At 68.8% G+C, this 26,208-nt stretch carries 25 protein-coding genes and 1 pseudogene; 13 read left to right on the top strand and 13 right to left on the bottom strand.

Annotated elements, in window-relative coordinates; translation table 11 throughout:
- Positions 1 to 92 precede the first annotated feature (92 nt).
- A complete protein-coding gene (gene coaA, locus QMO76_RS09740; RefSeq protein WP_306360869.1) occupies positions 93 to 1,025 on the top strand; it encodes a type I pantothenate kinase in 933 nt (310 codons plus the stop codon).
- On the opposite strand, the gene QMO76_RS09745 is transcribed toward coaA, so the two are convergent.
- Positions 1,022 to 1,633, bottom strand: a complete 612-nt coding sequence (locus tag QMO76_RS09745) for a hypothetical protein (protein WP_306360870.1) — start codon at positions 1,631 to 1,633, stop codon at positions 1,022 to 1,024. The two genes, coaA and QMO76_RS09745, sit on opposite strands and share 4 nt — an antisense overlap.
- Before the next feature lie 137 nt (positions 1,634 to 1,770).
- Positions 1,771 to 2,550 (bottom strand): isoprenyl transferase, encoded by a 780-nt coding sequence (locus QMO76_RS09750; RefSeq protein WP_306360871.1) that lies wholly within the window; start codon positions 2,548 to 2,550, stop codon positions 1,771 to 1,773.
- 156 nt (positions 2,551 to 2,706) lie between these two features.
- Between QMO76_RS09750 and QMO76_RS09755 the strand changes: the two genes are divergently transcribed.
- From QMO76_RS09755 to QMO76_RS09770, 4 genes are all read left to right on the top strand, one after another.
- Positions 2,707 to 3,393: a hemolysin III family protein gene (locus QMO76_RS09755; protein ID WP_306360872.1), complete on the top strand. Its 687-nt coding sequence runs from the start codon at positions 2,707 to 2,709 to the stop codon at positions 3,391 to 3,393.
- Between the two features lie 195 nt (positions 3,394 to 3,588).
- Entirely contained in the window at positions 3,589 to 5,142 is a 1,554-nt protein-coding gene (locus tag QMO76_RS09760) for an adenylate/guanylate cyclase domain-containing protein (protein WP_306360873.1), read from the top strand.
- 74 nt (positions 5,143 to 5,216) lie between these two features.
- Positions 5,217 to 5,561, top strand: coding sequence for a hypothetical protein (locus tag QMO76_RS09765; RefSeq protein WP_306360874.1), 345 nt, complete (start codon positions 5,217 to 5,219; stop codon positions 5,559 to 5,561).
- Between the two features lie 634 nt (positions 5,562 to 6,195).
- Positions 6,196 to 6,645: a hypothetical protein gene (locus QMO76_RS09770; protein WP_306360875.1), complete on the top strand. Its 450-nt coding sequence runs from the start codon at positions 6,196 to 6,198 to the stop codon at positions 6,643 to 6,645.
- Between the two features lie 214 nt (positions 6,646 to 6,859).
- Here the strand turns inward: QMO76_RS09770 and QMO76_RS09775 are convergent.
- The 4 genes and pseudogenes from QMO76_RS09775 to QMO76_RS09790 form a co-directional block, all read right to left on the bottom strand.
- A pseudogene (locus QMO76_RS09775) lies at positions 6,860 to 8,944 on the bottom strand (thioredoxin domain-containing protein).
- Between the two features lie 60 nt (positions 8,945 to 9,004).
- A complete protein-coding gene (locus QMO76_RS09780) occupies positions 9,005 to 9,739 on the bottom strand; it encodes a DUF3558 family protein (protein ID WP_306360876.1) in 735 nt (244 codons plus the stop codon).
- A 366-nt stretch (positions 9,740 to 10,105) separates the two neighbouring features.
- Positions 10,106 to 10,636: a hypothetical protein gene (locus tag QMO76_RS09785; RefSeq protein ID WP_306360877.1), complete on the bottom strand. Its 531-nt coding sequence runs from the start codon at positions 10,634 to 10,636 to the stop codon at positions 10,106 to 10,108.
- 191 nt (positions 10,637 to 10,827) lie between these two features.
- On the bottom strand, positions 10,828 to 11,613 hold the full coding sequence (locus tag QMO76_RS09790; RefSeq protein WP_306360878.1) for an alpha/beta fold hydrolase: 786 nt from the start codon (positions 11,611 to 11,613) through the stop codon (positions 10,828 to 10,830).
- Between the two features lie 115 nt (positions 11,614 to 11,728).
- Here QMO76_RS09790 and QMO76_RS09795 point away from each other — a divergent pair, with 115 nt between their 5' ends.
- Positions 11,729 to 12,196, top strand: a complete 468-nt coding sequence (locus QMO76_RS09795; RefSeq protein WP_306360879.1) for a carboxymuconolactone decarboxylase family protein — start codon at positions 11,729 to 11,731, stop codon at positions 12,194 to 12,196.
- Positions 12,197 to 12,478: 282 nt separating this feature from the next.
- Here QMO76_RS09795 and QMO76_RS09800 read toward each other — a convergent pair whose 3' ends face one another.
- Positions 12,479 to 12,760: a hypothetical protein gene (locus tag QMO76_RS09800; RefSeq protein ID WP_306360880.1), complete on the bottom strand. Its 282-nt coding sequence runs from the start codon at positions 12,758 to 12,760 to the stop codon at positions 12,479 to 12,481.
- Complete coding sequence (gene mca, locus QMO76_RS09805) at positions 12,757 to 13,635, bottom strand: mycothiol conjugate amidase Mca (RefSeq protein ID WP_306361140.1); 879 nt, start codon at positions 13,633 to 13,635, stop codon at positions 12,757 to 12,759. Before mca ends, QMO76_RS09800 begins: the two co-directional genes overlap by 4 nt.
- A gap of 156 nt (positions 13,636 to 13,791) precedes the next feature.
- Between mca and QMO76_RS09810 the strand changes: the two genes are divergently transcribed.
- Positions 13,792 to 14,211, top strand: a complete 420-nt coding sequence (locus tag QMO76_RS09810; RefSeq protein WP_306360881.1) for a DUF4307 domain-containing protein — start codon at positions 13,792 to 13,794, stop codon at positions 14,209 to 14,211.
- A gap of 244 nt (positions 14,212 to 14,455) precedes the next feature.
- Positions 14,456 to 14,950 (top strand): transcription elongation factor GreA, encoded by a 495-nt coding sequence (greA, locus tag QMO76_RS09815; RefSeq protein ID WP_029931336.1) that lies wholly within the window; start codon positions 14,456 to 14,458, stop codon positions 14,948 to 14,950.
- Positions 14,951 to 15,222: 272 nt separating this feature from the next.
- On the opposite strand, the gene QMO76_RS09820 is transcribed toward greA, so the two are convergent.
- Entirely contained in the window at positions 15,223 to 16,368 is a 1,146-nt protein-coding gene (locus QMO76_RS09820) for a cystathionine gamma-synthase (protein ID WP_306360882.1), read from the bottom strand.
- A gap of 114 nt (positions 16,369 to 16,482) precedes the next feature.
- Between QMO76_RS09820 and QMO76_RS09825 the strand changes: the two genes are divergently transcribed.
- The 3 genes from QMO76_RS09825 (at position 16,483) to QMO76_RS09835 (ending at position 18,614) form a co-directional block, all read left to right on the top strand.
- Positions 16,483 to 16,896 carry an ankyrin repeat domain-containing protein gene (locus QMO76_RS09825; RefSeq protein ID WP_306360884.1) on the top strand — a complete coding sequence of 138 codons (414 nt, stop codon included), beginning with the start codon at positions 16,483 to 16,485 and terminating at the stop codon, positions 16,894 to 16,896.
- 87 nt (positions 16,897 to 16,983) lie between these two features.
- On the top strand, positions 16,984 to 18,159 hold the full coding sequence (locus QMO76_RS09830; protein ID WP_306360885.1) for an acyl-CoA dehydrogenase family protein: 1,176 nt from the start codon (positions 16,984 to 16,986) through the stop codon (positions 18,157 to 18,159).
- A 113-nt stretch (positions 18,160 to 18,272) separates the two neighbouring features.
- The gene (locus tag QMO76_RS09835) at positions 18,273 to 18,614 is read left to right on the top strand and encodes a DUF6401 family natural product biosynthesis protein (protein ID WP_306360886.1); all 342 of its coding nucleotides are present in this window, start codon (positions 18,273 to 18,275) and stop codon (positions 18,612 to 18,614) included.
- A gap of 374 nt (positions 18,615 to 18,988) precedes the next feature.
- On the opposite strand, the gene QMO76_RS09840 is transcribed toward QMO76_RS09835, so the two are convergent.
- The 4 genes from QMO76_RS09840 to QMO76_RS09855 form a co-directional block, all read right to left on the bottom strand.
- Positions 18,989 to 20,104 carry a hypothetical protein gene (locus tag QMO76_RS09840; RefSeq protein WP_306360887.1) on the bottom strand — a complete coding sequence of 372 codons (1,116 nt, stop codon included), beginning with the start codon at positions 20,102 to 20,104 and terminating at the stop codon, positions 18,989 to 18,991.
- Between the two features lie 144 nt (positions 20,105 to 20,248).
- Positions 20,249 to 20,872, bottom strand: a complete 624-nt coding sequence (locus QMO76_RS09845; protein ID WP_306360888.1) for a transglycosylase SLT domain-containing protein — start codon at positions 20,870 to 20,872, stop codon at positions 20,249 to 20,251.
- Positions 20,873 to 21,443: 571 nt separating this feature from the next.
- Entirely contained in the window at positions 21,444 to 22,592 is a 1,149-nt protein-coding gene (locus QMO76_RS09850) for an AbrB family transcriptional regulator (RefSeq protein WP_306360889.1), read from the bottom strand.
- 278 nt (positions 22,593 to 22,870) lie between these two features.
- Entirely contained in the window at positions 22,871 to 24,265 is a 1,395-nt protein-coding gene (locus tag QMO76_RS09855) for a cystathionine beta-synthase (RefSeq protein ID WP_306360890.1), read from the bottom strand.
- Positions 24,266 to 24,347: 82 nt separating this feature from the next.
- Here QMO76_RS09855 and QMO76_RS09860 point away from each other — a divergent pair, with 82 nt between their 5' ends.
- Both QMO76_RS09860 and QMO76_RS09865 read left to right on the top strand, forming a co-directional pair.
- The gene (locus QMO76_RS09860; protein WP_306360891.1) at positions 24,348 to 24,851 is read left to right on the top strand and encodes a hypothetical protein; all 504 of its coding nucleotides are present in this window, start codon (positions 24,348 to 24,350) and stop codon (positions 24,849 to 24,851) included.
- Positions 24,852 to 24,958: 107 nt separating this feature from the next.
- On the top strand, positions 24,959 to 26,179 hold the full coding sequence (locus QMO76_RS09865; protein ID WP_306360893.1) for an acetyl-CoA C-acetyltransferase: 1,221 nt from the start codon (positions 24,959 to 24,961) through the stop codon (positions 26,177 to 26,179).
- Positions 26,180 to 26,208 lie beyond the last annotated feature (29 nt).

Raw genomic sequence — 26,208 nt, forward strand, 5'->3', positions numbered from 1 at the left:
TTTTCGCGCCCCGTTGCACCCGAGCAGAATTCGCCTATGCGTGGAGTGTGGACCGGATCTCACCGGACCGGACACGGGAATGGTGAGGCTTCGTGGCGCGGATGAGCGAGCCGAGCCCCTATGTGGAATTCGACCGGAAGCAGTGGCGCACACTGCGCAAGTCGACCCCATTGGTGCTCACCGAGGAAGAACTGATCGGTCTGCGCGGTCTGGGTGAACAGATCGACCTGGAAGAGGTCGCCGAGGTCTACTTGCCGCTGGCGCGACTCATTCACCTCCAGGTGGCCGCCAGACAGCGGCTTTTCGCCGCCACCGCCACCTTCCTCGGGGAAACCCACCCGGACCGCCAGGTGCCGTTCGTCATCGGCGTCGCGGGCAGCGTGGCAGTCGGCAAGTCCACCACCGCCCGCGTGCTCCAGGCGCTGCTGGCCCGCTGGGACCACCATCCGCGCGTCGACCTGGTGACCACCGACGGATTCCTCTACCCCACAGCGGAACTCACCCGCCGCGGTCTCATGCACCGCAAGGGCTTCCCGGAGAGCTACGACCGCCGCAAACTGCTGCGCTTCGTCACCGAGGTGAAATCCGGTGCGCCGGAAGTATGCGCCCCGGTGTATTCGCATATCGCCTACGACATCGTGCCGGACCAGAAACACTGCGTGCGCCAGCCCGACATCCTCATCGTCGAGGGATTGAACGTGTTGCAGACGGGTCCGCGGCTCATGGTGTCGGACCTGTTCGATTTCTCCATCTATGTCGACGCGCGCATCGAAGACATCGAGAACTGGTATATCGAGCGGTTTCTCGCGCTGCGCAAGACCTCGTTCTCCGACCCGAATTCGGCGTTCCACCACTACGCCCGATTCAACGATCAGCAAGCCATCGGCGCGGCCCGCGAGATCTGGAACAACACCAACCGGCCCAATCTGGTGGAGAACATCCTGCCGTCCCGCCCGCGCGCGACGCTGGTGCTGCGCAAGGACTCCGACCACAGCATCAACCGGCTGCGGCTGCGGAAGCTCTAGAGCTTCCAGGCCGCGTCCAGCCGTGCCGCCACGTCGATATCGGTGGCGGCCACGATATGCGGTTTGCGGATCTCCTCGGCCAGGTAGCGGGCCACGAAACGGCGGATCTCGTGATCGACGCTGGCCAGAATGCGCAGCAGTTCACCGCGGCGCGAAGCGCTCGCCACATTCACCCGCACATCGCTGGGGCGCGGTTCGGCGATATCGATGATCACGCGCAGCGGTTCGGCCGTGCGCACGGTCAGATGCAGGTGGATCTTGCCGTCCACATGGAACGGATAGCGGTCCACGGCGAGATCGACCAGCAGATCCACCTCGAGCGGGATCTTCAGCGCGAAGGAGATATTCTCCCGCACCTCCCGGTCGAGTTTCGGTTTGCCGAGCCGCACGGTCGCGAAGAGCTTCGCGATCCGGCCCGGCCCCACCCCGATCGGGCCGAAATCGAATGCCTCGCCCGTCAATTGCCCGAACGCGCCCTGGATGCGGTGCTCCGAGGCCGCGTATTCCAGAAATCTGCGGCCGAACTCCTCGTAGGAAACATACGGATCCGACTCGACCACCGCCGCGGCGTTCACGGCGGTCCACGGCCCTTCGCGCACCTCGCCCATGCCATCCGACGCTACGGCAGCAAGGCCCCCGCGAACCCCGAAGCCATTGCACTGCAACCCAACCGTGGCTGTGTTTTTATTCGCCGTGTTCGATTGCCTCCGCTGCGCTCCGGCGGGTTCGCGGCAGAGTGGACTCCTCAGACGCCGAAGCGGCGGTGGCGGGCGGCGTAATCGCGCAGGGCGCGCAGGAAATCGGTGCGCCGGAACTCCGGCCAGTACGCCTCGGTGAACCAGATCTCCGAATAGGCGCTCTGCCACAGCAGGAATCCGGAAAGCCGCTGTTCACCGGAGGTGCGGATGACCAGATCCGGATCCGGCTGGCCGGAGGTGTAGAGATGCTGGCCGATGGCGTCGACGGTGATCGACTGCACCAGATCCTCGCCGGTCTCACCCGCCGCCATCTCCTGGCGAACCAGCGACCGCACCGCATCGGTGATCTCCTGGCGGCCGCCGTACCCGATGGCCACGTTCACGTGGACGCCGTTGCGGCCGTCGGTGCGCTTGGCGGCGTCGCGCAGCCGCCGTGCCATATCCTCGGGCAGCTGATCCAGCGCGCCCACGATGCGGACGGTGGAATTCTGTTCCGACGCGGACAGTTCCTCCACCACGTCGGTGATCACGTCGAAGAGCGTCTCCAACTCCTCGCGGTCGCGGCGCAGGTTCTCGGTCGAGAGCAGGTACACGGTGACCATCTCGATGCCGACCTCACCGCACCAGCTCACCAGCTCGGCGATCTTGAGCGCCCCCACCCGGTGCCCGTGACTGATATCGGAGAAGCCGTTCTCCCGCGCCCAGCGACGATTGCCGTCGCACATCACCGCCACATGACGCGGATGTTGTTTGCCAGCCAGCTGCTTCGACAGCCGGGCCTCGTAGATGCGGTAGGGAAAACCACGCACCTGACTCGCAAGCTTCACGGCGAAAACAGTACGCCCCGCCGCGCGGCGGCGGGCCGACCGGGACAGTGGACCCACATACAGCGGTGCCAGCCGTGACCCGTACCGCGGTGTGATGCGCGACGCGCCTACGGTCCACTAACCTACGGTACCGTAGGTTACTCAGGAGGTAACTAGATGTCGGATACCGCGGTGCCCGCTCCGGCGGCGGACGTTGTCGAGGTATTGCTCAAACCGCGGATGCGGGGATGGATCCACACCTGGGCGGTCGGGATCGCGGCCGTCGGGGTGGTCGCGCTGGTGGTCGCGGGCACCACGGTGTCGGCGACGGCGGCGTGGTCGACACTGGTGTACGGGCTCACCGTGTGCGGAGTGTTCGGGGTCAGCGCCACCTATCACCGGGTGAACTGGAAGACCGATCGCGCCCGCATCCACATGAAGCGAGCCGACCACTCGATGATCTTCCTGTTCATCGCGGGCAGTTACACGCCCTTCGCACTGCTCGGGGTGGGCGGGCGGTCCGGCACCGCGCTGCTGACCGTGGTGTGGATCGGCGCGCTCGCCGGGGTCGCCCTGAAACTGCTGTGGCCCACCGCTCCCCGCTGGGTCGGCGTACCGCTGTACCTGCTGCTGGGCTGGGCCATCGTGCCGGTCGCCGGGACCCTCACCCACAATGTCGGCCCAGCGCCGATGCTGCTGCTGCTCATCGGCGGCCTCGCCTACAGCGGCGGCGCGATCCTCTACGCCACCCGCTGGCCCGATCCGTGGCCCGAGGTCTTCGGCCACCACGAGTTCTTCCACGCCGCGACGGTCGTCGCGGCCCTGTGCCACTACATCGCGGTGTGGCTGGTCCTGCTGCGCTGAAACGATCACGACCTCTAGACTGTGCGCCACGCAGTAATCACCGGAACAGCCGCGCTTCCGAGTAGCGACGGCCGATTTCGCGAGGATCGGGGTAACTCATCGGGCACGCCCACAGTGTTTTCGGCTCCCAACGGGCGGCACGCGTCGACGGCCGCCGGCGGCTCTGCGCCGCGCGCTGAAGACACGGAGAGGCGGATGAGCCGTCTGATCCTGTGGGCGCTACGGGCGGGTTGGGGGCTGGCCGCCGTCGTGATGGCGTGCAACCTCAGCGGCCTCGGCGTCATCGTCACCGAACTCTGGCTCGCCGGATACCTCGGCCGCCTCGGCCCCAACTGGCTGTCGGCCATGGCTCCGGCCGCCATCTATCCGACCATCGGCGCGCTGGTCGGCATCGTGCTCGCGGTGCGCGACCGCAGCCACTACTTCGGCTGGCTGGACCAGCGCCGCAAGCCCACCGAGGCCGAGGCCCGCCGCCTGCTGACGCTGCCGATCACCATCACGGCGCGGGCGCTGGCCATCTGGCTGCCCGGAGTGATCATCGCCGCCACGCTGTTCGCACAGGCCACCACCGGGCAGGATCTGGCCGTTGTACTGGCCATGTTCACCTTCGGTGGACTGGAGTCGGCGGCGGTCACCTATCTCGTCGTGGACCGGCTCATCCGGCCGACCATTCCCACGGTGGCGGAGGTGGTCGGCGTCACCACACACTGGAGTTCCACCGTGCTGGTGCGGGTGCTGGTGACCTTCGCGGTGGCGGGGGCCGTCCCGCTGTTCATGCTGATCACGGTGCTGGCCGATCCGGTGCCGTCCCCCGACGACCGGATTCGCACCGGTATCTACCTCGCCGTCGTCGGACTGTCGGCGGGCGCGGTGGCGACGGCGGCGCTGGCCCGCGCGGTCGCCACCCCCATGCACACGCTGCGGATGGCGCTGGACCGGATCGCACGCGGCGACCTCGACGTGCGGGTGCCCATCGGCAGCGCCAGCGAACTGGGACGGCTGGAGCTCTCGGTCAACGAGCTGGCCGCGAATCTGCGCGAGCGCGACCGTATGCGCACCGTCTTCGGCCGCCACGTCGGCGCGGAGGTGGCCGAGCGGGCACTCGCCGGCGGCGCCGACCTCACCGGCGATATGCGCGTGGTGACGGCGCTGTTCGTGGATGTGACCGGATCGGTGGCGCTGTCCACCGAGCTCACCCCGGACGCCTTCGTAGCCAAACTCAACCGGCTGCTGTCCACGGTGGTGGCGGCCACCGAGGACAACCACGGTCTGGTCAACAAGTTCGAGGGCGACGCCGCGCTGTGCATTTTCGGCGCGCCGATCTCGCTGTCGGACAACGCCACCCCCGCCCTGCGCGCTGCCCGCCGCATTCGCGACGAGGTGGCGGCGGCCGGAGAACTCGACATCGGCATCGGCGTGGCCCGCGGCCTGGTGTTCGCGGGCGATATCGGAGCCGACACCCGCCTGGAGTTCACCGTCATCGGCGACGCGGTGAACGAGGCGGCACGCCTCACCACCGAGGCCAAACGGGTCCCGCGACGCGTCCTGGCCAGCCGGGCCGTCATCGACGCCGCCGCCGAATGCGAGCGAACACGCTGGACGCTGCACGAAACCGTCCTGCTGCGCGGCCGCAAGACCCCGACCGACTGCTGGACGGATCTGGACACCCGGCGGGTCACGGAGCCGACGCCGCCCAAAACCCGCTCCGGCACAGGCGAACTCGCCGAACCAGCCGCCGAGACCGGCTGACCGGAATCCGCTGCGCTGCCGCCGGTGCCGGCCGTCGGGCGCACCCACACCACCGCCGACAACGCTCCGCCCGGATGCACCACCGCAATCGACGACGGTGCGGAACGACCAACTATCCGGCCACCATCGCGGGCAAGCGCTACCTGCTCACCGGCGACACCATCATCCGGGGCGCAGGTGCCGCAACGGGTCCGCTCACACCGCGCATGCTCCCCCGCCCGGGCGCGCCACCGGCCGCTGACGACCTCCGCGCCATGCGGCGCGACATCGGCCCCGTCGGCACGACACCCCGGGGCGGGCAGCCGTTCGTGGCCCGCCGCCGACTACGCCTGCGGCCCAGAATTTCCGGCTCAGCCGCGGCGGGCTCCCGGGCGACTGGACGGGGGCCGGGTGGCCGTGGCGCGGCGCGGGCGCTGTAGGTAGCGGTCGTTCAAGGCACGGGTGGTGTCCGCTCGATTGGGCGGCGCGAACACCCCCGATCGACGGCTGTCAGTCATGCACAGTCATCGCCTCGAGCACCGGGTGCTCGTCGATCGCGCGCTGGACAGATTGAGAGGGACATGTTTCGGACTTTAGGCCCAGGGTCGGCGGTGGGCAAAACATTATGCGGGCGGACATGTGCGTGGCGCGGGCGCACCGCGTCCGAGCCAGCACCGGGCGCAGCATCGGCGCTGGCCGGGGGCGCAGCGTCGGTGCTAGCCACCGGCACAGCATTGGCGCTAGCCACCGGCACAGCGTCGGCACTGAACACGGGCACAGCGTCAGCGCTGGCCACGAGCACAGCGTCAGCGCTGGCCACGAGCACAGCGTCAGCGCTGGCCACGGACACAGCGTCAGCGCTAACCGAAGACACAGTGTCGGTGCCAGCCCCGGGCACGGCGTGGGCGGCGGCGGGCATGCGGTCGCGTGGTTCATCGGTGACCGGGAGCGCCGGTGCGGCCCACCTTCGGCGGCCGACCTCGGCTCGCGGCGGGAACTCATACCAACGGGTGAGCAGTCTTCGATACTCGCGGGGGATCCGGTGCGCGGCCGACCGCGCGCACAGTGGCGGACATGATCGAGAGCTCACTTCGCGAGAGCGCCGAGGTCGCGCGTCCCCGTTCGGTGGCGGTGGCGCTGCACGCCGTCCTGATCGCCGTGTACTGCGGGATCGGCGAAACGCTGCTGCGGGCGGCCATGCTGCTCGAACGGCCCGAAGCCGATATCGGCGGGCTGCTGCCCGCGCTGGCGGTGCGCGCCGCGGTCTATCTGACGGTGGTCGTCCTCGCGTTCCGGATGGCGGCCGGATCGTCCTGGGCGCGTTGGACTCTCGCCGCCGGATTGGGGACGGTGGGTCTGCTGTCGCTGCTCGCGGAGCCGGTGCGGGCGGTGCTCACGACACCGCACCTCAGCGAGCTGACGCTGGGCTGGACCACGGAGTCCGTAGTGGTCGGAGCCCTTCGCGCCGTGCACATCCTGGCCGTCCTCATCGCCCTCCCCGCCCTGGTCCGCGCTCGCCGATGACCGCGCGAGACACACCCGCCCCGCCGAACCGCGGCGGGCGGCGGCGCGGGAACGGGATCCCTTGCGCGTCAATGCGAGACCGCTCGCGGTGCCGGGCAGCGCGGCGATACCCGCCGTCCCAGCACCGTCAGCGAGCGGGCAGCCCGGTCGACGAGCACAGCGCCGCGGTCAAGGCCACCGCGAGACCCACCGATCGCACCGCCAGCAGCGCGGTTCAGCGGGCCAGCGCGGCACGCAGGTCGTCGGGGGAGGTGACCGGGAGGTCGCAGACCGCGCCGCGGCAGACGTAGGCGGCGGAGCGGCCGGAGACGGGGTGGCGGTCGGTGAGCAGCGGGGCGCTGTCGGGGGTCCCGGTCACGATCACCGTGCCGCCGGGCGCGGATTCCCATGCGGTGAGCGCCAATCCGGCCGAGCAGTCCTGACTGTCGTCGGGTGAGACGGCGACCGCCACCTGGATGGGTCCGCGCACGGCGGCCTCGGCGACGGTCAGCCAGTGCCCACCCGAGCGGGGTGCGCGGGCCAGGACGATCGCTCCGCGTTCGAGTGTGCGGTCGGCGAGTTCGCGGTAGCGCTCGGCGCGGTCCGGGTCGCTCAGCGCGGCGGCCGTGACCAGTGCCTCGGCCATGGCGGAGGCCCCGGAGGGGGTGGCTCCGTCCAGGGGATCACGCGGGCGGGCCACCAGGGTCTCGGCGTCGTCGGCGGTATCGAACCAGCTGCCGGGCGCGTCCGGATCGGCGAAGTGCGCGATGGCGGCGTCCAGGATGCGCTGCGCGTGGCCGAGCCAGTCGCGGCCACCGATGGTCTGATGCAGCGACAGCAAACCCGTTGTGAGCCAGGCGTAATCCTCCAGCACCCCGGGCGCGGCGCCGGCCACGCCGCCGAGCGAGGCCCGCAGCACCCGGTCTCCGACCACGTGCACGTCCAGTAGGAACAGCGCGCACGCCTCGGCGGCCGCGATCCAGTCCCTGCGGCTGTGCGCGCCACCCGCCTCCGCCAACGCGGTGACGGCCATGCCGTTCCAGGCGGTCACCACCTTGTCGTCGCGCTCGGGCTGCGGGCGGCGGTCGCGAGCGGCGCGCATGGTCTCCCGAATGCTTTCGTAGCGTTCGTATTCGCCGACGGGTTCGCGATAGCGGGTGAGCACGGAGGTGCCGTGTTCGAAGGTGCCCGCCGTGGTGACGCCGAAAAGCTCGGCGGCCCAAGCACCGTCGATGGCTCCCAGGGCGCCGTTGAGTTCCGCCGGAGTCCACACGTAGGTCGCGCCCTCGACGCCGGGCCGCCCCGGTTCCAGATGCGTGTCCGCGTCCAGCGCCGACGCGAATCCACCCTGTTCGGTGCCGAGGTCGTCGAGCAGGAAACGTGCTGTCTCCCTGGTGATTCGCAGGGGCAGCGCTTCCGGCACGTCGTCGCGGGCGTCCGGCGCGCGCCGCGCCAGGTGCGCGTACACCCGCAGCAGTTGCGCGTTGTCGTAGAGCATCTTCTCGAAATGCGGCACCACCCAGGCGGCGTCCACCGAATAGCGCGCGAACCCGCCGCGCAGCTGATCGTAGATACCGCCGCGTGCCATGGCCTCCGCCGTGAACATCACCGCGTGCAGCGCCTGCTCGTTCCCGCCGCGTTCATAGGCCCGCAACAGCCCCTCCATGAGCGCCGAGGGCGGAAACTTGGGCGCGTTCCCGAACCCGCCGCGCTCGTGGTCCACATCCCGCAGCACCGCCGCCACCGCGTGGTCGAGCAGTTCCGGCCCGACCGTCACCGTCGCTTCGGGCAGCCCGCCCGACTGCTGCCGCAACGCCTCCCCCACCTGCGTGGCCGCCTGGTCCACCTCCCCGCGCCGATCCCGCCACGTCCCCGACACCGCCGTCAACAACTGCGTGAACGACGGCATCCCGTGCCGCGGTGTCCTCGGAAAGTAGGTCCCGCAATAGAACGGCTCCCCCGCCGGAGTCAGAAAACACGTCATCGGCCAGCCGCCCTGCCCGGTCATGGCGACGGTCGCCGCCATGTACACGGCATCCAGATCCGGCCGCTCCTCCCGGTCCACCTTCACGCACACGAAGTTCTCGTTCATGAGCGCGGCGGTGGCGGCGTCCTCGAAGGACTCGTGCGCCATCACATGACACCAAGGTTTGTTCGGCAGAAGCTACCAATGGCAGGATGCGTACCCCACTGAAAGAAGGATGGGTACGTCCCGCCTGGTTGCTTCTGCGATCGCCTCCTCTCCCCACTCCTGCCAGTGCACCGGGTTTCCAGCGTGCTGGCGCAGGTAGGGCGACGTGGCACCACCTAATCGGTTCATATGTCCCAGCCTCCCACACCGACCACCATCGCCGCGACTGCCCGCCGAAGGAGGGGCTGGTCAGGGCAGGGAATGGAACAGTCCGGTGCCGACTCGCTGGATGGTGAGACACGCGTCCTCGCCATCGGGCTGGGAGTTCCGGAGGGTGAATACGAAGCTGCCGGCTTCGGCCGGGGTGACGATCAGGCAGCCGGTATTGTCGCTGTCGGATGCCGCGCGGAAGACGGCGAACTCGCGACCGTAGTACTCGCTGCGACGGAGGTCCTTGTAGTTTCCGGGCGTGAGTACATAGTCCATCGAATCGCCCGAGTGCGTCAGAATCAGTTCGAAGGTTCGATCGGTGGACTGCCACTCGCAGGCCGCGAACATCGATTCGGCCATCCGCACCTCGGTAGCGGGGTCCAATCCGACTGCGACGAGCTCGGATTCGGGGATCGAACAGGGATCCCAGAAGGCACCGGATGCGGCCTCCGTGGTCGTCGTGGCGGGCGCGGTGCTGTGGGGCCGCGTGGGCTCCGACACGGGACTGTCGACCGGAGCGGGATCGGGTGCGGGGGTGTCGGCCCGCGTGGGCTCCGGTGCCGCCGTGCCGCCGTCGCCCGGCACCGTCGTTGGCGTGTCGGTGGTGGCCGTGGTGGTCCCGCCCGGAGCCGGTGCGCCGCCCGTGGAGTCGGTGGTGCAGCCGGCGAGCGCCAATGCCGCGCCACCCAGCACCGCCGCCATCCGGACCGCGGCGGTCCGCGCACCGCCGCCCCGGGGACGCGGGGTGGCGTGGAACTCACGAGTTCGTGTCATGGTCGGCCGATACCTCCAGCTAAGCGGTCCGAAAGCCAGCTCCCGGAACCTGATTCGACAATCACGCGGAGATCCCACCGTATGGTTCGAACCGGGACCGCACTATCGGATGAATGCCCTATTCACCGGCCGGTGAGCAGCTCACCAGCGGTGCCAACAGGAACACCGTCCTCGCCGTGCCCAATCCGGCGGATCGCCCATGATCTTGCCGTCGAGACGGTCGGCTCGGCCGTGTAACGACGGTCGGCTCGGCCGTTTCACACAGCCACGGCGCGGCGGCTCGCCGCCGCGCTGCTCGAATCCTGCTGAGCCGCGCCGGGAGCCACGGGTCGCGCGGCTCCCCGGCCGGGTCATCGCGACGTCGGCCTACGGCACGAACACTTCCGCTGTCGCCGGAATGGACGGGCGGTCGGTGCGGACGGTGAGCTGCACCCGCCCCGGTCCGGTATGCGCCACCAGGATGGCGGGGGTGGTGCGCTGCCCCGCGGGGATGAACTGGCTGATGCTGCCGGACTGGCCGGTGTCGAGATTGTGCCAGTCGACCACGGCGGTGACGTCGCAGGCGAGGAACTGCGGGCCCCAGTAGCCGACGGGCGAGAAGCCCTGGGTGATGCGCAGGACCACCGAGTGCGTGGCGCCCGGGGCTTCGGAGTACTCGTAGAGGGGGCCGTCGAAGGCGGTGCCGCCGGTGGAGAACATGCCGGCGCAGATGCCGTTGCCGAGGGTCCAGGTGGGGGCGAGGTTGAAGTTGTTCTGCTCGCAGGAGCGCGGCTCCACATTCGACCAGCCGAGCTGGCAGGGGCCGCCGGGGTGTTCGGCATTGGCGGGCGCGGCGGCGACGGCCACGCCCGCGCCCAGGAAGGTAGCGGCGGTCAGGTACCGAATCGTGCGTTTCATGGTCGTACTCCACTCGTGGTCGGGCGGTTGTCTACGAGCTGTCGTGCACTGCTACCGGCGGTGTCTATCACGGTTGTCGATCAACGCCGGTCACGACGGGCCGACCGGTCGGCCTGTATTAATACCGTCGGCGACACGAGACGACGTGTTACCCAGCCCCGGTGACGGCCCGTCCGGATCCGGACCGCGCGCTACTCCACCGGCGCGCCGGACCCATCGCGCACACCCGTACCGGCCTCGATGACGCGGACCACCCGCGCCGGGTCGTCGATCATCGGCACATGACCGACGCCGGTGAGCACCTCGAACCGAGCACCCGGCACCCGTTCCCGCGCGATAGCCCCATTGACATCGAGCGGCAGGATGCGGTCGTGCTCCGACCAGGCGATCGTCATCGGGCACGGCACCGGATCCAGGGGTGCGATCTCCTCGGTGGAGGACAGGATGTCGGCGGTCACCGCGCAGCCGACGAGATCGCGCACGACGGCGGCGGCGTCCGCGCGGGACAGCCGCTCGCCGTGCTGCGCGACCGAGTGCAGCACCAGCTTGCGCACCGGCGGAACGGCGAGCCCCACCGGCGCGAGAGTGTGTGTGGCCGAGGCCAACCGGGCCAGCCACCGCAGAATCGTGGTTCCGTGCTGCTGCTCCTCGTCCCCGGCCGACCAGAATCCAGCGGGCGACAGCGCGCATACGGTGCGCGCCCGACCACGCCGGGCGAGTTCCACCGCGATCCATCCGCCGAGCGAGTTTCCGGCCAGATGTGCGGTGTCCCAACCCTTCTCGTCGATCAGCCGCTCCATATCGTCCACCAGATCGCGGACCCGCACCGGCCGACGCCGCGGCGGCGGTCCGCCCCGATGTCCACGCAGCGTCGGCGCGAGCACCTCGTGGCGCTCGGAAAGGCTGGGCAACAGCTCCTTCCACGCCAGCCCCGACATGGTCACACCGTGCAGCAACAGCAGTGGCGGCTTCGTCATCCCGGCTCCTCCCGATCCGCGTCCCCGCACTGTATCGCCGAGCGATGTCACACCCGAGCCGACCGTGTCGTCAACCTGTCGAAGCACCACGAACCCGAACAGGAAAGAGAAGACGATGACCCGGTTCGCCCTGTACGAGAACGAAGTCGCCGCCAAGTTCAACAAGCGCCTGGTGACCGCGGCCCGCGTGATCGACGACTCCACGCTGCCCATGCCCACCCAGGAGCTGGTGAAGATCCGCGCCTCCCAGATCAACGGCTGCGGAATGTGCCTGGATATGCACACCAAGGACGCGGCGCATGCGGGCGAGACGCCGCTGCGCCTGGCCATGGTCGCCGCCTGGCGCGAGTCGACGGTGTTCACCGAGGCCGAACGCGCCGCCCTCGCGCTCACCGAGGAAGGCACCCGGCTGGCCGACAACGGCCGCGGCATCTCCGAAGAGACCTGGTCCGAGGTCCGCAAGCATTACGACGACGACCAGATCGGCGCGCTGATCGGCCTGATCGCCACCATCAACGCCTGGAACCGCCTCAATGTCATCGCGGGTCTCCCGGGCGGGGAGTACGTGCCCGGCCAGTGGTGAGAGCCGACCGCACGGCCGCTTCGACACCCGCCGAAGCGGCCGACGGTCCGCGCGGCTCAGGCCGTGCGAAGCGCGGTGCGCCACCGCCCGGATCTCGGCGTCGCCGCCCGCCCATCCGCCGGACGCCGAAAATCGGATGCGGCGTCCGGGGCACGGCCGCTACAGTCGTGCACCGCGCCCGAGTGCACAGGTACCGGCTCTCAGGGCGACCAAACTTCCGCTACACGCGATCGGAGCCCGTGCCGAATGTCCGGCACGGGCTCCGATCGGGTCGGGCGACGCTCAGGAAGCGCCCGAGGATTCGTTCTTCGTGCCCTGCTCGACCGTCTGCGAGTCGGCGCGCACCACTCCTGGATCGGTGCCCTCGTCCGCCGCCTGATCCGGTTCCGGATGCTCCGGTGAGAAGGTGGCGGGCAGGTTCTTGATGTGCTTGTTCATGCTCCAGACGAGCAGTACCGTGCCCACCAGCAGGACCAGGACGATGACCAGGCCCAGCGGCGACGCCTTGCCGAACTCCGGACCGGTCGGGGTACCGGGGGTCTGGGCGAGCAAGGCTGTGATCATCGGGGGGCTTCCTCGTCGGCGTCTTCGATTCCGGCGAACAGGTCGGTCTCCGGGATGGCGGTGCGCACCCTGGTCTGGGCGAGTTCGAACTCCTCGGTGGGCCACAGCCGCTGCTGCATCTCCAGTGGAATCGCGAAGAACGCGCCGTTCGGGTCGATCTGCGTGGCGTGTGCCCGCAGGGCGTCGTCGCGCTGCGGGAAGTACTTGGCGCATTCGACCTGGGTGGTGACCCTGGCCATGATATCGCCGCGCTCGGCCGCGTACTTGCGCATGCGGTCCATCCAGTCCTGCATGGGGAACGGTTCGCCGATGCGCTCGTACTCCTCGGCGAACAGTTCCAGGCGGGCCAGGCTGAAGCCGTGGTTGTAGTACAGCTTCAGCGGCGTCCACGGCTCGCCCGCGTCGGGGAAGCGCTCCGGATCGCCCGCGGCGTCGAACGCGGCCGCCGACACCTGATGGCACATGATGTGGTCCGGGTGCGGGTAACCGCCCATCTCGTCATAGGTGGTGATGACATGCGGCTTGAATTCGCGCACCACCTTCACCAGCGCTTCGGTGGCCTCGTCGAGGGGCACCAGCGCGAAGCAGCCCTCGGGCAGCGGCGGCAGCGGGTCGCCCTCGGGCAGCCCGGAGTCCACGAACCCCAACCAGGTCTGCCGGACGCCGAGCGCCTTGGCCGCCTCCGCCATCTCCTCGCGGCGCACATCCGCGATGCGGTCGCGAATGCCTGGGATGTTCATGGCGGGGTTCAGGATGTCGCCGCGCTCACCGCCGGTGAGGGTGACGACGAGGACCTCGTGCCCTTCCGCGGCATAGCGGGCCGTGGTCGCCGCGCCCTTGCTGGATTCGTCGTCGGGATGGGCATGCACCGCCATGAGGCGAAGTCCGCTCACTTCTCGTTCACCTCACCGATCACAGTCTTCACCTCAATGCTCTCCGCCGGGTAGTCCAGGCAGGGGGTGTCAGATCTTCATTCCCTATAGTTCCATCCGATTGTTATTTGTTCCGACCTACCCCCCCGGGAGCGCGCAGTGGTGATCCAGAGACCGGCCGACCGGTACGGAGCCGCGCCCCGCAAGACCTCTCGTCCGGTACTTATCCTGCTCGGCGTTCTGGTCGTCGTCGCCGGTCTCGTGGTCGCCTACCTGGGCTATCGCCAATACGGCCCGCAGGACATCGAGGCCGAGCGCATCGGCTACGACGTGCTCGACGACTCCACCGTGACCCTCGACTTCAAGGTCACGCGTGCGGATCCGAACAAACCGGTCGTGTGCTACGTTCGGGCATTGGACCCCGACCAGGTCGAGGTCGGCCGCCGCGAGGTGCTGATAGCGGGCTCGGAGGACAAGACCGTCCGGATCGATACCGTCATCCGCACCTCGGCCCGTACGGGCGCGGCCAGCGTTTACGGTTGTAGCGACAAGGTACCCGCCTACCTGCACGCTGGCTGAAAAGTCCGGTAAGCGACCCGCTTTGGCGCTTCTACCTGCGCATTTCCGAATCGTGCTAAAATGATCCGACACACGGTTCCGGACCTCGGAGCCGTGTTTGCTGCATTGGCGGCCAGCGCTGTCGGGTACCTCCCCCAGAGATCGCTCTAGCCGCTCACTGTCGCTGTGCCCGCTCGAGGCGGTTTCGGCGACGGGTATCAGGGAATCCCGGCATGCCGGGAACAACTACTAGGGAGTGATCGAGATGACTGAGACGAACGTGACCTGGCTGACCCCGGAGTCGCACGAGAGGCTCAAGGGCGAACTCGACGCGCTCATCGCCAACCGTCCGGTCATCGCGGCCGAGATCAACGAACGCCGTGAAGAAGGCGATCTCAAGGAGAACGGCGGTTACCACGCCGCGCGTGAAGAGCAGGGCCAGCAGGAGGCGCGCATCCGCCAGCTGCAGGAGCTGCTCAACAACGCCAAGGTGGGTGTGCCGCCGAGCAAGTCGGGTGTCGCCCTGCCGGGTTCCGTCGTCAAGGTCTACTACGACGGTGACGAGACCGATACCGAGACGTTCCTGATCGCGACCCGCGAAGAGGGTTTGGGCCGCGCCGACCTGGAAACCTACTCGCCGAACTCGCCGCTCGGCGGCGCACTGATCGACGCCAAGGTGGGCGAGACCCGCGAGTACACGCTGCCCAACGGCAACACCATGAAGGTGACCCTGGTCAGCGCCGAGCCTTACCACAGCTGACTGTGCCGCCTCTCCCCATATTCAGCGCACGGCCGCGAGCCGTCCACCGTCCCATATGCGGAGATGCGGTTCGGGCGCGACACCGATTCCGGGGGTACCCGGCGAGTTTCCCCGAACCTCACGAAATCAGGCGTCGCGTTCACCACTGAGCCGCGATGGACGCGGAGCGGGTCCTCACAAGCGGACGACCCGGGAGGTGCCCCGCGTCCACAACCGAACGGCCGCATCGGATCTCATCCGATGCGGCCGTTTCGTGTGCATGGGGCCTCCGGTCAGGCCAGCGCCTGCTCGATATCCGAGAGCAGGTCGCTCACATCCTCGATGCCCACCGACAGCCGGACCAGATCAGCCGGAACCTCGAGGGCCGAGCCCGCCGTCGACGCGTGCGTCATGGCGCCCGGGTGCTCGATGAGCGATTCCACGCCGCCCAGCGATTCGGCCAGCGTGAAGATCTTGGTGCGCGCGCAGAAGTCGAGGGCCGCGTCCTTGCCGCCGTGCAGGCGCACCGAGATCATGCCGCCGAAGCGCCGCATCTGCTTCTGCGCCACGGTGTGCCCCGGATGCTCCGGCAGCCCCGGGTAGATGACCTGGGCGATCTTCGGATGGTTGGCGAGGAATTCGGCCAGCGTCTCGGCATTGTCGCAGTGCCGGTCCATGCGCAGGGCCAGCGTCTTGATGCCGCGCAGCGTCAGGAACGCGTCGGTGGGGCCGGGGACCGCGCCCGCGCCGTTCTGCAGGAACGCGAACTTGGCGTCCATCTCCCGGTCGTCGGTGATGAGCGCACCGCCCACCACATCGGAGTGCCCGCCCAGGTATTTGGTGGTCGAGTGGATCACGATATCCGCGCCGAGCAGCAGCGGCTGCTGGAGGTACGGCGAGGCGAAGGTGTTGTCCACCACCAGCTTCGCGCCGCCCTGATGCGCGACCTCGGCGATGGCCGCGATATCGCCGATGTTCAGCAGCGGATTGGTCGGGGTCTCGATCCACACCAGTTTGGTGTTGGGGCGCATGGCCCGCGCCACCTCGTCGGCGTCGCTCACCGCGGCGACCGAGTACTCGATGCCCCACTCGGTGAACACCTTGTCGATCAGCCGGAAGGTGCCGCCGTAGGCGTCGTTCGGGATCACCAGGTGATCGCCGGGCCGCAGGTTGGCGCGCAGCGCGCAGTCGGTGGCGGCCATGCCCGAGGCGAAGGCCCGCCCGTAGATTCCCGACTCCAGCGCCGCCAGATTGGCTTCGAGGGCCGTCCGGGTCGGGTTGCCGGTCCGCGCGTACTCGTAGCCGCCGCGCATCCCGCCCACTCCGTCCTGGGCGAAGGTGGAACTCGCGTAGATGGGCACGTTCACCGCACCGGTCTGAGGGTCGGGGTCGAACCCGGCGTGCACGGCCCGTGTGGAGAAACCCAGCTGATCGCTCATGAGCCGAGTCTATTGCGCGTGCCGATCGCCCCGAATTCGCGGTGGGCTCACTCCGTGGTCGACGGCGGCGGCGATCCGCCGCCCAGGTCGGCCGGTGGTGGTAGTACTGGGCACATGAGCGATGCGAACGCCGACACCCCGCAGCCCGACGCCGACGTCATCGAGTTGGCCACCAAGATCTTCGACCTGGCCCGCCAGGGTGACGCCACCACCCTCGCCGCCTACCTGGACGCGGGCGTGCCCCTCGACCTCACCAACGCCCGCGGCGACGGCCTGCTCATGCTCGCCGCCTACCACGGCCACCGGGACGCCACGAAGGTCCTGCTGGACCGCGGCGCCGACCCCGACAAGACCAACGACGCCGGCCAGACCCCGCTCGCGGGCGCGGTCTTCAAGGGCGACGCCGACCTCATCCGCGACCTCCTCGCCGCCGGAGCCAGCCCCGACGCGGGCGCGCCCACCGCACGCGAAGCCGCCGAGATGTTCGGCCAGACGCACCTCCTCGAACTCTTCGGCCCCCGCGCCTGACCACCCGTTACGGCTGGCGACGGGACATCTATCGCGGTTGTGATCCGGGGCGTTGTGGCCCCGGCCGCACCCTCATAGGCTGGCGCAATGGTCACCGTAGACGAGCTGTTCGCGATCGAGTCCCTGCTTTCCGCCGAGGAGACCGACATTCGGGATACCGTGCGCGCGTTCGGGGCGGAGCGGCTGCGGCCGAATGTGGCGGACTGGTTCGAGGCGGGCACGTTCCCGGCCCGGGAGATCGCGCCCGAACTCGGCAAGCTGGGACTGCTCGGCATGCATTTGGACGGGTACGGGTGCGCGGGCACCTCCGCGACCGCGTACGGGCTGGCCTGTATGGAGCTGGAGGCCGTGGATTCCGGTGTGCGGAGCATGGTTTCGGTGCAGGGGTCGCTGGCCATGACCGCCATCCACAAGTACGGGTCGGAGGAGCAGAAGCAGCGGTGGCTGCCGGGGATGGCGGCCGGTCAGCTCATCGGATGCTTCGGCTTGACCGAGCCGGATTTCGGTTCGAATCCGGGCGGGATGCGCACCCGGGCGCGCCGGGACGGGGACGACTGGGTGCTCGACGGCGCGAAGATGTGGATCACCAACGGCTCGGTTGCCGATGTGGCGATCGTCTGGGCGCAGACGCAGGAGGGTGAGCGGCAGGTCGTCCGCGGCTTCGTGGTCCCCACGGACACACCGGGTTTCAGCGCCCGCGAGATGCACCGCAAGCTCTCGCTGCGCGCCTCGATCACCGCGGAGCTGTCCCTGGACGGCGTCCGCCTGCCCGCCGACGCGCTGCTGCCGGAGGCTCGCGGCCTGGCCGGACCGCTCGGCTGCCTGAGCGAGGCGCGTTTCGGCATCGTCTTCGGCGCGCTCGGCGCCGCCCGCGACTGCCTTTCCGCCGCCATCGACTACGCGCGCACCCGGGAGGTCTTCGACAAGCCGCTGGCCGCCTACCAGCTGACCCAGGCCAAGCTGGCGGATATGGCCGTCGAACTCGGCACCGGCCAGCTGCTCGCCCTGCACCTGGGCCGACTCAAGGACCGCCACGAGATCCGCCCCGAGCAGATCAGCGCGGGCAAGCTCAACAGCACCCGGGTCGCCATCGCCATCGCCCGCGAATGCCGCACCATTCTCGGCGCGAACGGCATCACCCTGGAGTATCCGGTGCTGCGGCACGCCAACAACCTGGAATCGGTGCTCACCTACGAGGGCACGGCGGAGGTGCACCAGCTGGTACTCGGCGAGGCGCTGACGGGATCCAAAGCCTTCCGCTGACGATCCGGGTCCGCTCGGGGGTCCGGCAGACCGGTCGGCCGACGCGATGGCGGAATCGGCGGGTGCGCGGAAACTCACAGTGCTGGATGCCCGCGAATTGCTAGCATGAGCGGGTGTTTTTGCTCGGCTCCGCGTTGCTCGAAGTGTCGGCGCGCAAGACCCTGAAACGCCTGCACCGGACGCACGGAGCTCCGGCTACACATGCGGCCTCGGCGTACCCGGCGGTCTCGGCACTGGTCGACCAGCATGCCGCCGCGGTCCGCGACATCATCGAGCTGGGCGTGGAGAATTCTCGCGAACTACCGGTGTGCGTGCTGCTGGCAGGCTATGCGCGCGGCTTGGTGGACGATATCGGCGACCTGGACGCCACCCCCGCCGAGCCGCACGACTGGATCGCCGCCGACTGGTTGCACCTGCGGCTCGCGGGTGTCTGCCAGCTCGCCCACAGCGCCTGAGCGTGCCGCCGGGCGGCTGACCACCCGAGAACGCACGGCTCAACACAGCCGCAGAACGCCCGGCACGGCCTGCCGGTCGGGCACGGCCTGATCAGTCGCGTGTTTCTCCGAGTGGCCCCGCCCCGACAGGCTGCCGATCCCGCACTACCGATGCGGCGATTGCCCACCTACGGCTGCCGCGCGGCGTGCTACCGACACCAATGGCCGGATCCCAGGGCATCTCACACAGCGCGACGGCGGGTCCGGATCGCTCGACCCCGGCATAGCACGACCACGGGTCCGGGATCGCTCGGCTGTTGCCGCACATGGAATCGGCCGCGCACGACAGGTGCGCGGCCGATGCGTTGTCGAGCTGTGCGAGCCGGACGATGTCCTCAGCGATCGACGGAAGGATCATCCCAGCCGGTGTGGCCACCGGCCGGGCCGGAGTACCGCCCCCGGCCGCCCATCGGCGGATCCTGGCGGCTCCAGCCGGATGGATCACCGGCACCGGACTGCCCGCCGCCGTAATCCGTCCGGTCACCGCCGGACGCCATCTGGCCGCCGCCGTAACCGGACTGCCCGCCGTAACCGGCCTGTGCGCCGCCCTGGCCGGACTGCCCGCCGTAGCCGCGCTGTTGTTCCGCGCCACCCGAACTCGGTTGCGCCCCACCATATCCCGGCTGCGCGCCGTAACCCGACGCGCCGACCGGCTGGTCGGCCCACTTTCCGGGCGGCATCTGCCGCCCCGACATGGACTGTTGGCGCGCGGCCTCACGCTGGCGCGCGGCGTCCTCCCGACCTCGCTGGTACGCCTGCGCGTGCCCCTTGAGCTCGGGCATCTCGCCCTCGATGGTGTTGAGCCAGCGGTCCCACCGCTGCTGCATGGGCCGCACCAGACCGCCGCCGAAGCCGACCACCAGCACGCCGCCGATGGTGGCGAGCACCGTGATGAGTATCGGCATGGTCACCGAGGTGCCGACCCCGATCTGGTTCAGGGCGGCGATAATGCCGATGCCCCAGATGAATACGGCCGCGACCCGGCCCAGCATGCGCCCGTAGTCGAGCCCGCTGAGCATATTGGAGACCAGATCCTTGACCGCGCTCGCGATCGCGCCGGCGATGCACACGATGACGATGGCGATGAACGCCCGCGGCAGCCAGGCCACGATGCCGTTGAGCATATCGCTCACCGGGTTCGGCCCGAAGGCGCCGAAGCCGAGTTGCAGCGTGATCAGCAGGATCGCGTAGTACGCCAGTTTTGCGAGGATGTCGACGGCGTCGTAACTGCTGTTCTCGAGCATCCGATTGATCCCGCCGCGCTCCACCATCCGGTCGAAGCCGATCCGGTGCAGTATTCGTGACACCAGCTTGGCGACCACCTTGGCCACCAGCCAGCCGACGACCAGGATGACCAGGAAGCCGGCGAGTTTGGGCACGAATGTGGCGACGGAACTCCAGGCGTCGGAAAGCCCACCTTGGATATCGATAGCCAGACTCGAGGAGTTCATGAAACCCCATCCCTTCGCTATCTGTTCCAGCCGGGTTGCCAGAACTTCGCTCCAAGGGGGGTTATACCCCTGAACGAACACCCTAATTAGCAGTTTGCGAAAAAGTTGCCAATTAGGGTGTTCGCAGGTTGCGGCGGTAAGTGCTCAGTACGCGCCGTAGACGTTGTCCATCGAACCGTAGCGGGCCGCCGCGTAGTTGCAGGCCGCCACGATGTTCGCGACCGGATCCCACACGTCGTACGGCGTGCCGGGCACGTGGTAGGCGGCGAAGGTGGGGTCGATCACCTGCAGCAGGCCCTTGGACGGGATGCCCATGGCGGCATTGGAGTCGTACAGGTTGATGGCCTGCGGATTGCCGCTCGACTCCCGGATGATGTTGCGGTAGATGCTCTCGTAGCTGCCCGGGATGCCGTGCGCGCGCATGATGTCCAGCGCTTCGCGGATCCAGCCGTCGAGATTGTTCTCGTACACCGGGGCGGGGGCCGGCGCGGGCTCGGGAGCCGGGGCCGGAAGTTCGGGGGCGGGCATCGGCGCGGGAGCGGGCGCTTCGGCGGCCTTGTCGGCCGGAGCTGCGGGCTCCGCGGTAGCCGCGAGGGTCTCGGCGAGGGAGACCTTCCGGATCTCGGAGGAGCTGGCGTTGCCGCCCGCGGTGGCGATGGCGCCGAAGACGCCCACGGCGAGCACGGCGGCGCTCGCGGTGCGGGCGGCGGCAACCACCTTGCTACGTTTATGTGGGCAGCGCAGTGCGGTCAGGGTGTTTGTGGGCATGGCGAAGTTGGATTCCTATTCGGTCTCGGCCGTCGCTTGGCCTGGAAGACAGCGCGCCACACCGGGCGAGCGCCGGGGCGGCGCTCGTCGGACGCGCTATCTGTTTGTTGTGGGAGCTGCGTTCAAACCCTTTGCGGGCGAAGAGGAATCAATTCCTGTGCAGCGTGCGCGAGGTGTTCAGTGCGGGACGCGGGCGGCCGCTGCGGCCGTGGCGCCTCCCGGCGCCGGCGTCGTATCAGGTTTCCGCATAGGCGTTGGAACTCCTCGTGCCGATCAGACTTGTGGTCTGTTTCTGACAAGGTCACAGCCTGATTGCGCTACATGAACACTGCCTGAACCACAGTTGAACTACAGGTGAACCACGCGAGTGTAAGCCTCGCTCACCTGGTCGAATTCCAGCCCTGACCTGGTCATCCTGTTCCAAACTGAAAGTGGTGCAGCTCACTTAGAAAGTTATCGCATCGCGCTGGACATGAGCCCGAATCGCCGGATTCTCGGCGTGTCGCGATCGTTCGGCTAACGGTTCGGGTGTCCCGCCGGACCGGCCGAGACGGCACAGCGGGCACAGCGCTCAGGCCGCGATCCGGACCGGTTCGGGAAGCACGGCGGCGGCCGGCGTCGGCTCCGGATCGGCGCGTCCGCGCAGCCCGCGCATGATCAACGGGAGTAGCAGCACCATGAGCAGCAGACGCACGCTCTGCACACTGGTGATGAGCGGCATATTCGCGTCCATCCCCTCGCCGGTGGCAAGGACCGCGTTGATGCCGCCCGGGGTGGTGGCCAGGTAGAGGTCGGACAGCTCCAGATCGACCACCCACGCCAGCCCGAACGCCAGCGCCCCGACCAATCCCGACAGTGCCACGATGGCGGCCATCATGCCCGGAATCATGCGCGCCATCTCGACCACCACGGCGCGGGTGAAGCGGGTGCCGACCTCGAAACCGATGAGGACGAACAGCAATTCCTTCAACAGGTTGGTGGGCGCGTAGCCGTGGCTGATGCCGAGCGCGGTGAGCACGGCGGTGACGAGCATGGGTCCGATGAGCGCCGGGCTGGGCAGCCGCAGCCAGCGGCCGAGCCGAAGTCCGATGAGGCACAACATGATCGCGATGGACAGCCCGGCGACCTGATCACCGCGGCCGACGATCATCCAGGACGGCAGATCCGGATCGGTGACCGCGCCGCCCAGCACCGCCGCGCCGTAGCCCCCGTGCTCGCCGTCGTCCAGGAACGCCGCCAGCGCGGGCGCGGTCAGGGCCACCAGGGCGACCCGCAGATACTGCATGAACGCCACCCGCCGCGGGTCCGCCTCCAACTCGTCGGCCACCGACACCACCGCCGCCGACCCGCCCGCCAGCAGCCCCAGCGTCGCAGTCGGCAACTCCACCTTGGCAATTCGCGCGAACACCAGCGAGATGAGGATGCTCACCAGCACCGTCGCGGCGGTCACGGCCAGCACCGGCAGCAGATCCCATCCGATCGACACCAGTAGCGAGATCTCGAGATAGCTGCCCATGAGCACGCCCAGCATGGCCTGCACCCCGAGCGACACCTCCCGGGGCAGCGGCGCGGGCAGCCGGCCCAGCAGCGCCAACCCGGCTCCGATCACGATCGCGACGATCATCTGCGGCGCGGGGAACCGGGCGCGTTCCAGCAACTCGGCGAGACCGAGCACGGTGCCCAACAGGGCCGCCCACGAAACCACCTGCCACCGGTTCATGCGTGCTGATCGTTCTCGCCGAGTATGAACAAGCAGTAACACCGCAGTTATCACCTGTGACACGGCACGGTGATTCGGCTCGCACCGCCGCCGCACCCCTCGCCGAGAGCGCGAAATGTGACCTCTACCTCGGGATTTCAATCATTTCGCTCGATCGATTCATTGTGCGCAGGCGTTGCGGCGACGAGATACGCTCAGCCGCACAGCTATCCCTTGGCGAGATGAGCGAGCCCGCCCGACACTCCGGTCGGACGGGCTTCGGAGCATGCGCTGCGCGCTCAGTGCCCGAGAACTCCCGTGCTGAGGAAGCCGAGCAGATCGTGGCGGGTGATCACGCCGACCGGCTTGCCGTCCTCGACCACCATGAGGGCATCGGTCTCCTCCAGGGCCTTGGTGGCGGCGGAAACCGGTTCGCCCGAACCGATCAGCGGGAACGCGGGGCTCATATGCTGTTTGACCGAATCGGTGAGGTGGGCGCGACCCTCGAACACCGCGGACAGCAGATCGCGTTCGGACACACTGCCCGCGACCTCGCCCGCCATGACGGGCGGTTCCGCACCGACCACGGGCATCTGGGAGACACCGTATTCGCGCAGGATCTCGATGGCGTCGCGCAGCGTCTCCTGCGGGTGGGTGTGCACCAGATCCGGCAGCGCGCCGGACTTTCCGCGCAGCACGTCACCGACGAGCGGTTCGGTGGCGGCGGAACCGTCCAGGCGCGAGCGCAGGAAGCCGTACGAGCTCATCCAGTCGTCGTTGAAGATCTTCGACAGATAGCCGCGGCCACCGTCGGGCAGCAGCACCACCACCACCGCGTCCGGATCCCGCTCGGCGACCCGCAGCGCGGCCACCACGGCCATACCGCAGGAGCCGCCGACCAGCAGCCCCTCCTCACGGGCCAGGCGGCGGGTCATGTCGAAGGAGTCGGCATCGGAGACGGCGATGATCTCGTCCGGGACGGCCGGGTCGTAGGCGCTGGGCCAGAAGTCCTCGCCCACCCCCTCGACCAGGTAGGGGCGGCCGGTGCCGCCGGAGTACACCGAACCCTCCGGATCCGCGCCGATGATCTTCACCTTGCCGCCGGAGACCTCCTTGAGGTACCGACCGGTGCCGGTGATGGTGCCGCCGGTGCCGACGCCCGCCACGAAGTGGGTGACCTTGCCCTCGGTATCGCGCCAGATCTCCGGGCCGGTGGTGTCGTAGTGCGAGTCCGGACCGCCCGGGTTGGAGTACTGGTCCGGCTTCCACGCGCCCGGGATCTCGCGCACCAGCCGATCGGAGACGTTGTAGTAACTCTGCGGGTCCTCGGGCGCGACGGCGGTCGGGCACACCACGACCTCGGCACCGTAGGCGCGCAGGACGTTGCGCTTGTCCTCGCTCACCTTGTCCGGGCAGACGAATACGCACTTGTAGCCGCGCTGCTGCGCGACCAGCGCCAGGCCCACGCCGGTATTGCCGGAGGTGGGCTCGACGATCGTGCCGCCGGGCTTCAGCAGCCCGGCCTTCTCGGCGGCGTCGATCATCTTGACGGCGATGCGGTCCTTGGAACTGCCGCCGGGATTGAGGTACTCGACCTTCGCGGCCACCAGTCCCGAGTTCGGACCCACCACGGAGTTCAGCCGAACCAGCGGGGTGTTTCCGATCAGATCGACGACATGGTCAGCAATGCGCATGCCCCCATCGTTGCAGAAAGGAGATCGGGGCCTGCGCGCACATCGGCCGAGGGCGGGGCGCGCCACACTACCCTGTGCAGATATGACGTCGCCGACGAGCGTTCGCAGTGCCGCGGTGTTCGGAAGTCTCGCCTGTGCCGCAACGGTGTTCGCGGCCGCGCCCGCGTCCGCGGCGGCCGTCGAATTCCCGCAGGTGCCGAGTCTGATGCGGAACGGATACTGCGGTGGCGCGATTCGCAGCTGGGCGGAGACCGGGCCGGAGTATCCGGGCCGGGCGATCATCAATGTGCAGGCGCTGCCCGTCGGCGGGCTGGGGCCGGGCACTTATTCGGCCGCGCCGCTGTGCGAGGCGGTCACCACGGTCGCCTGGCGGAATGTGAACACCGGCGCGGCGGGCGAGTACCGGGTCACCGTGGTGGCGGGGATCTACGGCAGCATCCAGTACGCGCAGTTCCAGGACACCGGGCCGGGACGCGTCGACGTGACGATCTTTACGGATATGCCGAATGTGCCGCAGTACGGCAGCTTCGTCGTCCCCGCACCGCCCCCGCCGCCCGCCGAGCCCGCCGAGCCCGCCGAGCAGTGAGAAATCCCACCGTCACTGAACGGGATACCGGCATACCGGATGTTTCCCCGCTCACACGGCCGTCGTAGATTCGAATGCGGTTCCACCCCTGCGAGTAAGGAGTCCTCATGCCAGAGGCCGTCATCGTTTCGTTCGCCCGTTCGCCTATCGGCCGCGCAGGCAAGGGTTCGCTGGTGAGCATGCGCCCCGACGACCTCACGGCGCAGATGGTGCGCGCGGCCCTGGACAAGGTGCCCGCCCTCGCGCCGACCGATATCGACGATCTGATCCTGGGCTGCGGTCAGCCCGCCGGTGAGGGCGGCTTCAATATGGCCCGCTCGGTCGCCGTGCAGCTGGGCTACGACACCCTGCCCGGCGTCACCCTCAACCGCTACTGCTCCTCCTCGCTGCAGACCACTCGGATGGCCTTCCACGCCATCAAGGCCGGTGAGGGCGACGTGTTCATCTCCGCCGGTGTGGAGACGGTGTCGCGGTTCCCGAAGGGCACCGCCGACGGCTGGCCCGACACCCACAACCCGCTGTTCGCCGACGCCGAGGCGCGCACCGCCAAGCGCGCCGAGGGCGGGGCCGAGGTGTGGACCGATCCGCGCGAGAACGACATCCTGCCCGACGTCTACATCGCCATGGGCCAGACCGCCGAGAACGTGGCCCAGTACACCGGCATCTCCCGCGAGGAGCAGGACCACTGGGGCGTGCGGTCGCAGAACCGTGCCGAAGAGGCCATCAAGTCCGGGTTCTTCGAACGGGAGATCACCCCGGTGACGCTGCCCGACGGCACCGTGGTCGCCACCGACGACGGCCCTCGGCCCGGCACCACCTACGAGAAGATCTCGCAGCTGAAGCCGGTCTTCCGCCCCGACGGCACCATTACCGCCGGTAACGCCTGTCCGCTCAACGACGGCGCGGCGGCGCTGGTGGTCATGAGCGACACCAAGGCCCGCGAACTCGGCCTGACCCCGCTGGCCCGCATCGTGGCGACCGGTGTGTCGGGCCTGTCGCCGGAGATCATGGGCCTCGGCCCGATCGAGGCGGTGCGCAAGACCCTGAAGACCGCGAATATGACCATCGACGATCTGGACCTGTACGAGATCAACGAGGCGTTCGCGGTGCAGGTGCTCGGTTCGGCCCGCGAGCTGAACATGGACCTGGACAAGCTGAACGTGTCCGGCGGCGCCATCGCCCTCGGCCACCCCTTCGGCATGACCGGCGCCCGCATCACCGCCACCCTGCTCAACAACCTCCAGACCCAGGACAAGCAGTTCGGTCTGGAGACCATGTGCGTGGGCGGCGGCCAGGGCATGGCGATGATCATCGAACGCCTCAGCTGAGCCGCGCTCGATTCGTCCGTCTCCGCAGA

This window comes from Nocardia sp. CC227C, assembly GCF_030767025.1.
GTDB lineage: Bacteria > Actinomycetota > Actinomycetes > Mycobacteriales > Mycobacteriaceae > Nocardia.

Coding starts and splice junctions, on each gene's coding strand:
- QMO76_RS09765 (WP_306360874.1), top strand. CDS start 5,217: ATGCACCACCGCAATCGACGACGGTGCGGAACGACCAACTATCCGGCC.
- QMO76_RS09820 (WP_306360882.1), bottom strand. CDS start 16,368: ATGAGCGATCAGCTGGGTTTCTCCACACGGGCCGTGCACGCCGGGTTC.
- QMO76_RS09745 (WP_306360870.1), bottom strand. CDS start 1,633: ATGGGCGAGGTGCGCGAAGGGCCGTGGACCGCCGTGAACGCCGCGGCG.
- QMO76_RS09865 (WP_306360893.1), top strand. CDS start 24,959: ATGCCAGAGGCCGTCATCGTTTCGTTCGCCCGTTCGCCTATCGGCCGC.
- QMO76_RS09770 (WP_306360875.1), top strand. CDS start 6,196: ATGATCGAGAGCTCACTTCGCGAGAGCGCCGAGGTCGCGCGTCCCCGT.
- QMO76_RS09825 (WP_306360884.1), top strand. CDS start 16,483: ATGAGCGATGCGAACGCCGACACCCCGCAGCCCGACGCCGACGTCATC.
- QMO76_RS09840 (WP_306360887.1), bottom strand. CDS start 20,104: ATGAACTCCTCGAGTCTGGCTATCGATATCCAAGGTGGGCTTTCCGAC.
- mca (WP_306361140.1), bottom strand. CDS start 13,635: ATGGCGGTGCATGCCCATCCCGACGACGAATCCAGCAAGGGCGCGGCG.
- QMO76_RS09845 (WP_306360888.1), bottom strand. CDS start 20,872: ATGCCCACAAACACCCTGACCGCACTGCGCTGCCCACATAAACGTAGC.
- QMO76_RS09830 (WP_306360885.1), top strand. CDS start 16,984: ATGGTCACCGTAGACGAGCTGTTCGCGATCGAGTCCCTGCTTTCCGCC.
- QMO76_RS09795 (WP_306360879.1), top strand. CDS start 11,729: ATGACCCGGTTCGCCCTGTACGAGAACGAAGTCGCCGCCAAGTTCAAC.
- greA (WP_029931336.1), top strand. CDS start 14,456: ATGACTGAGACGAACGTGACCTGGCTGACCCCGGAGTCGCACGAGAGG.
- QMO76_RS09790 (WP_306360878.1), bottom strand. CDS start 11,613: ATGACGAAGCCGCCACTGCTGTTGCTGCACGGTGTGACCATGTCGGGG.
- QMO76_RS09800 (WP_306360880.1), bottom strand. CDS start 12,760: ATGATCACAGCCTTGCTCGCCCAGACCCCCGGTACCCCGACCGGTCCG.
- QMO76_RS09760 (WP_306360873.1), top strand. CDS start 3,589: ATGAGCCGTCTGATCCTGTGGGCGCTACGGGCGGGTTGGGGGCTGGCC.
- QMO76_RS09850 (WP_306360889.1), bottom strand. CDS start 22,592: ATGAACCGGTGGCAGGTGGTTTCGTGGGCGGCCCTGTTGGGCACCGTG.
- QMO76_RS09780 (WP_306360876.1), bottom strand. CDS start 9,739: ATGACACGAACTCGTGAGTTCCACGCCACCCCGCGTCCCCGGGGCGGC.
- QMO76_RS09785 (WP_306360877.1), bottom strand. CDS start 10,636: ATGAAACGCACGATTCGGTACCTGACCGCCGCTACCTTCCTGGGCGCG.
- QMO76_RS09860 (WP_306360891.1), top strand. CDS start 24,348: ATGACGTCGCCGACGAGCGTTCGCAGTGCCGCGGTGTTCGGAAGTCTC.
- QMO76_RS09755 (WP_306360872.1), top strand. CDS start 2,707: ATGTCGGATACCGCGGTGCCCGCTCCGGCGGCGGACGTTGTCGAGGTA.
- QMO76_RS09855 (WP_306360890.1), bottom strand. CDS start 24,265: ATGCGCATTGCTGACCATGTCGTCGATCTGATCGGAAACACCCCGCTG.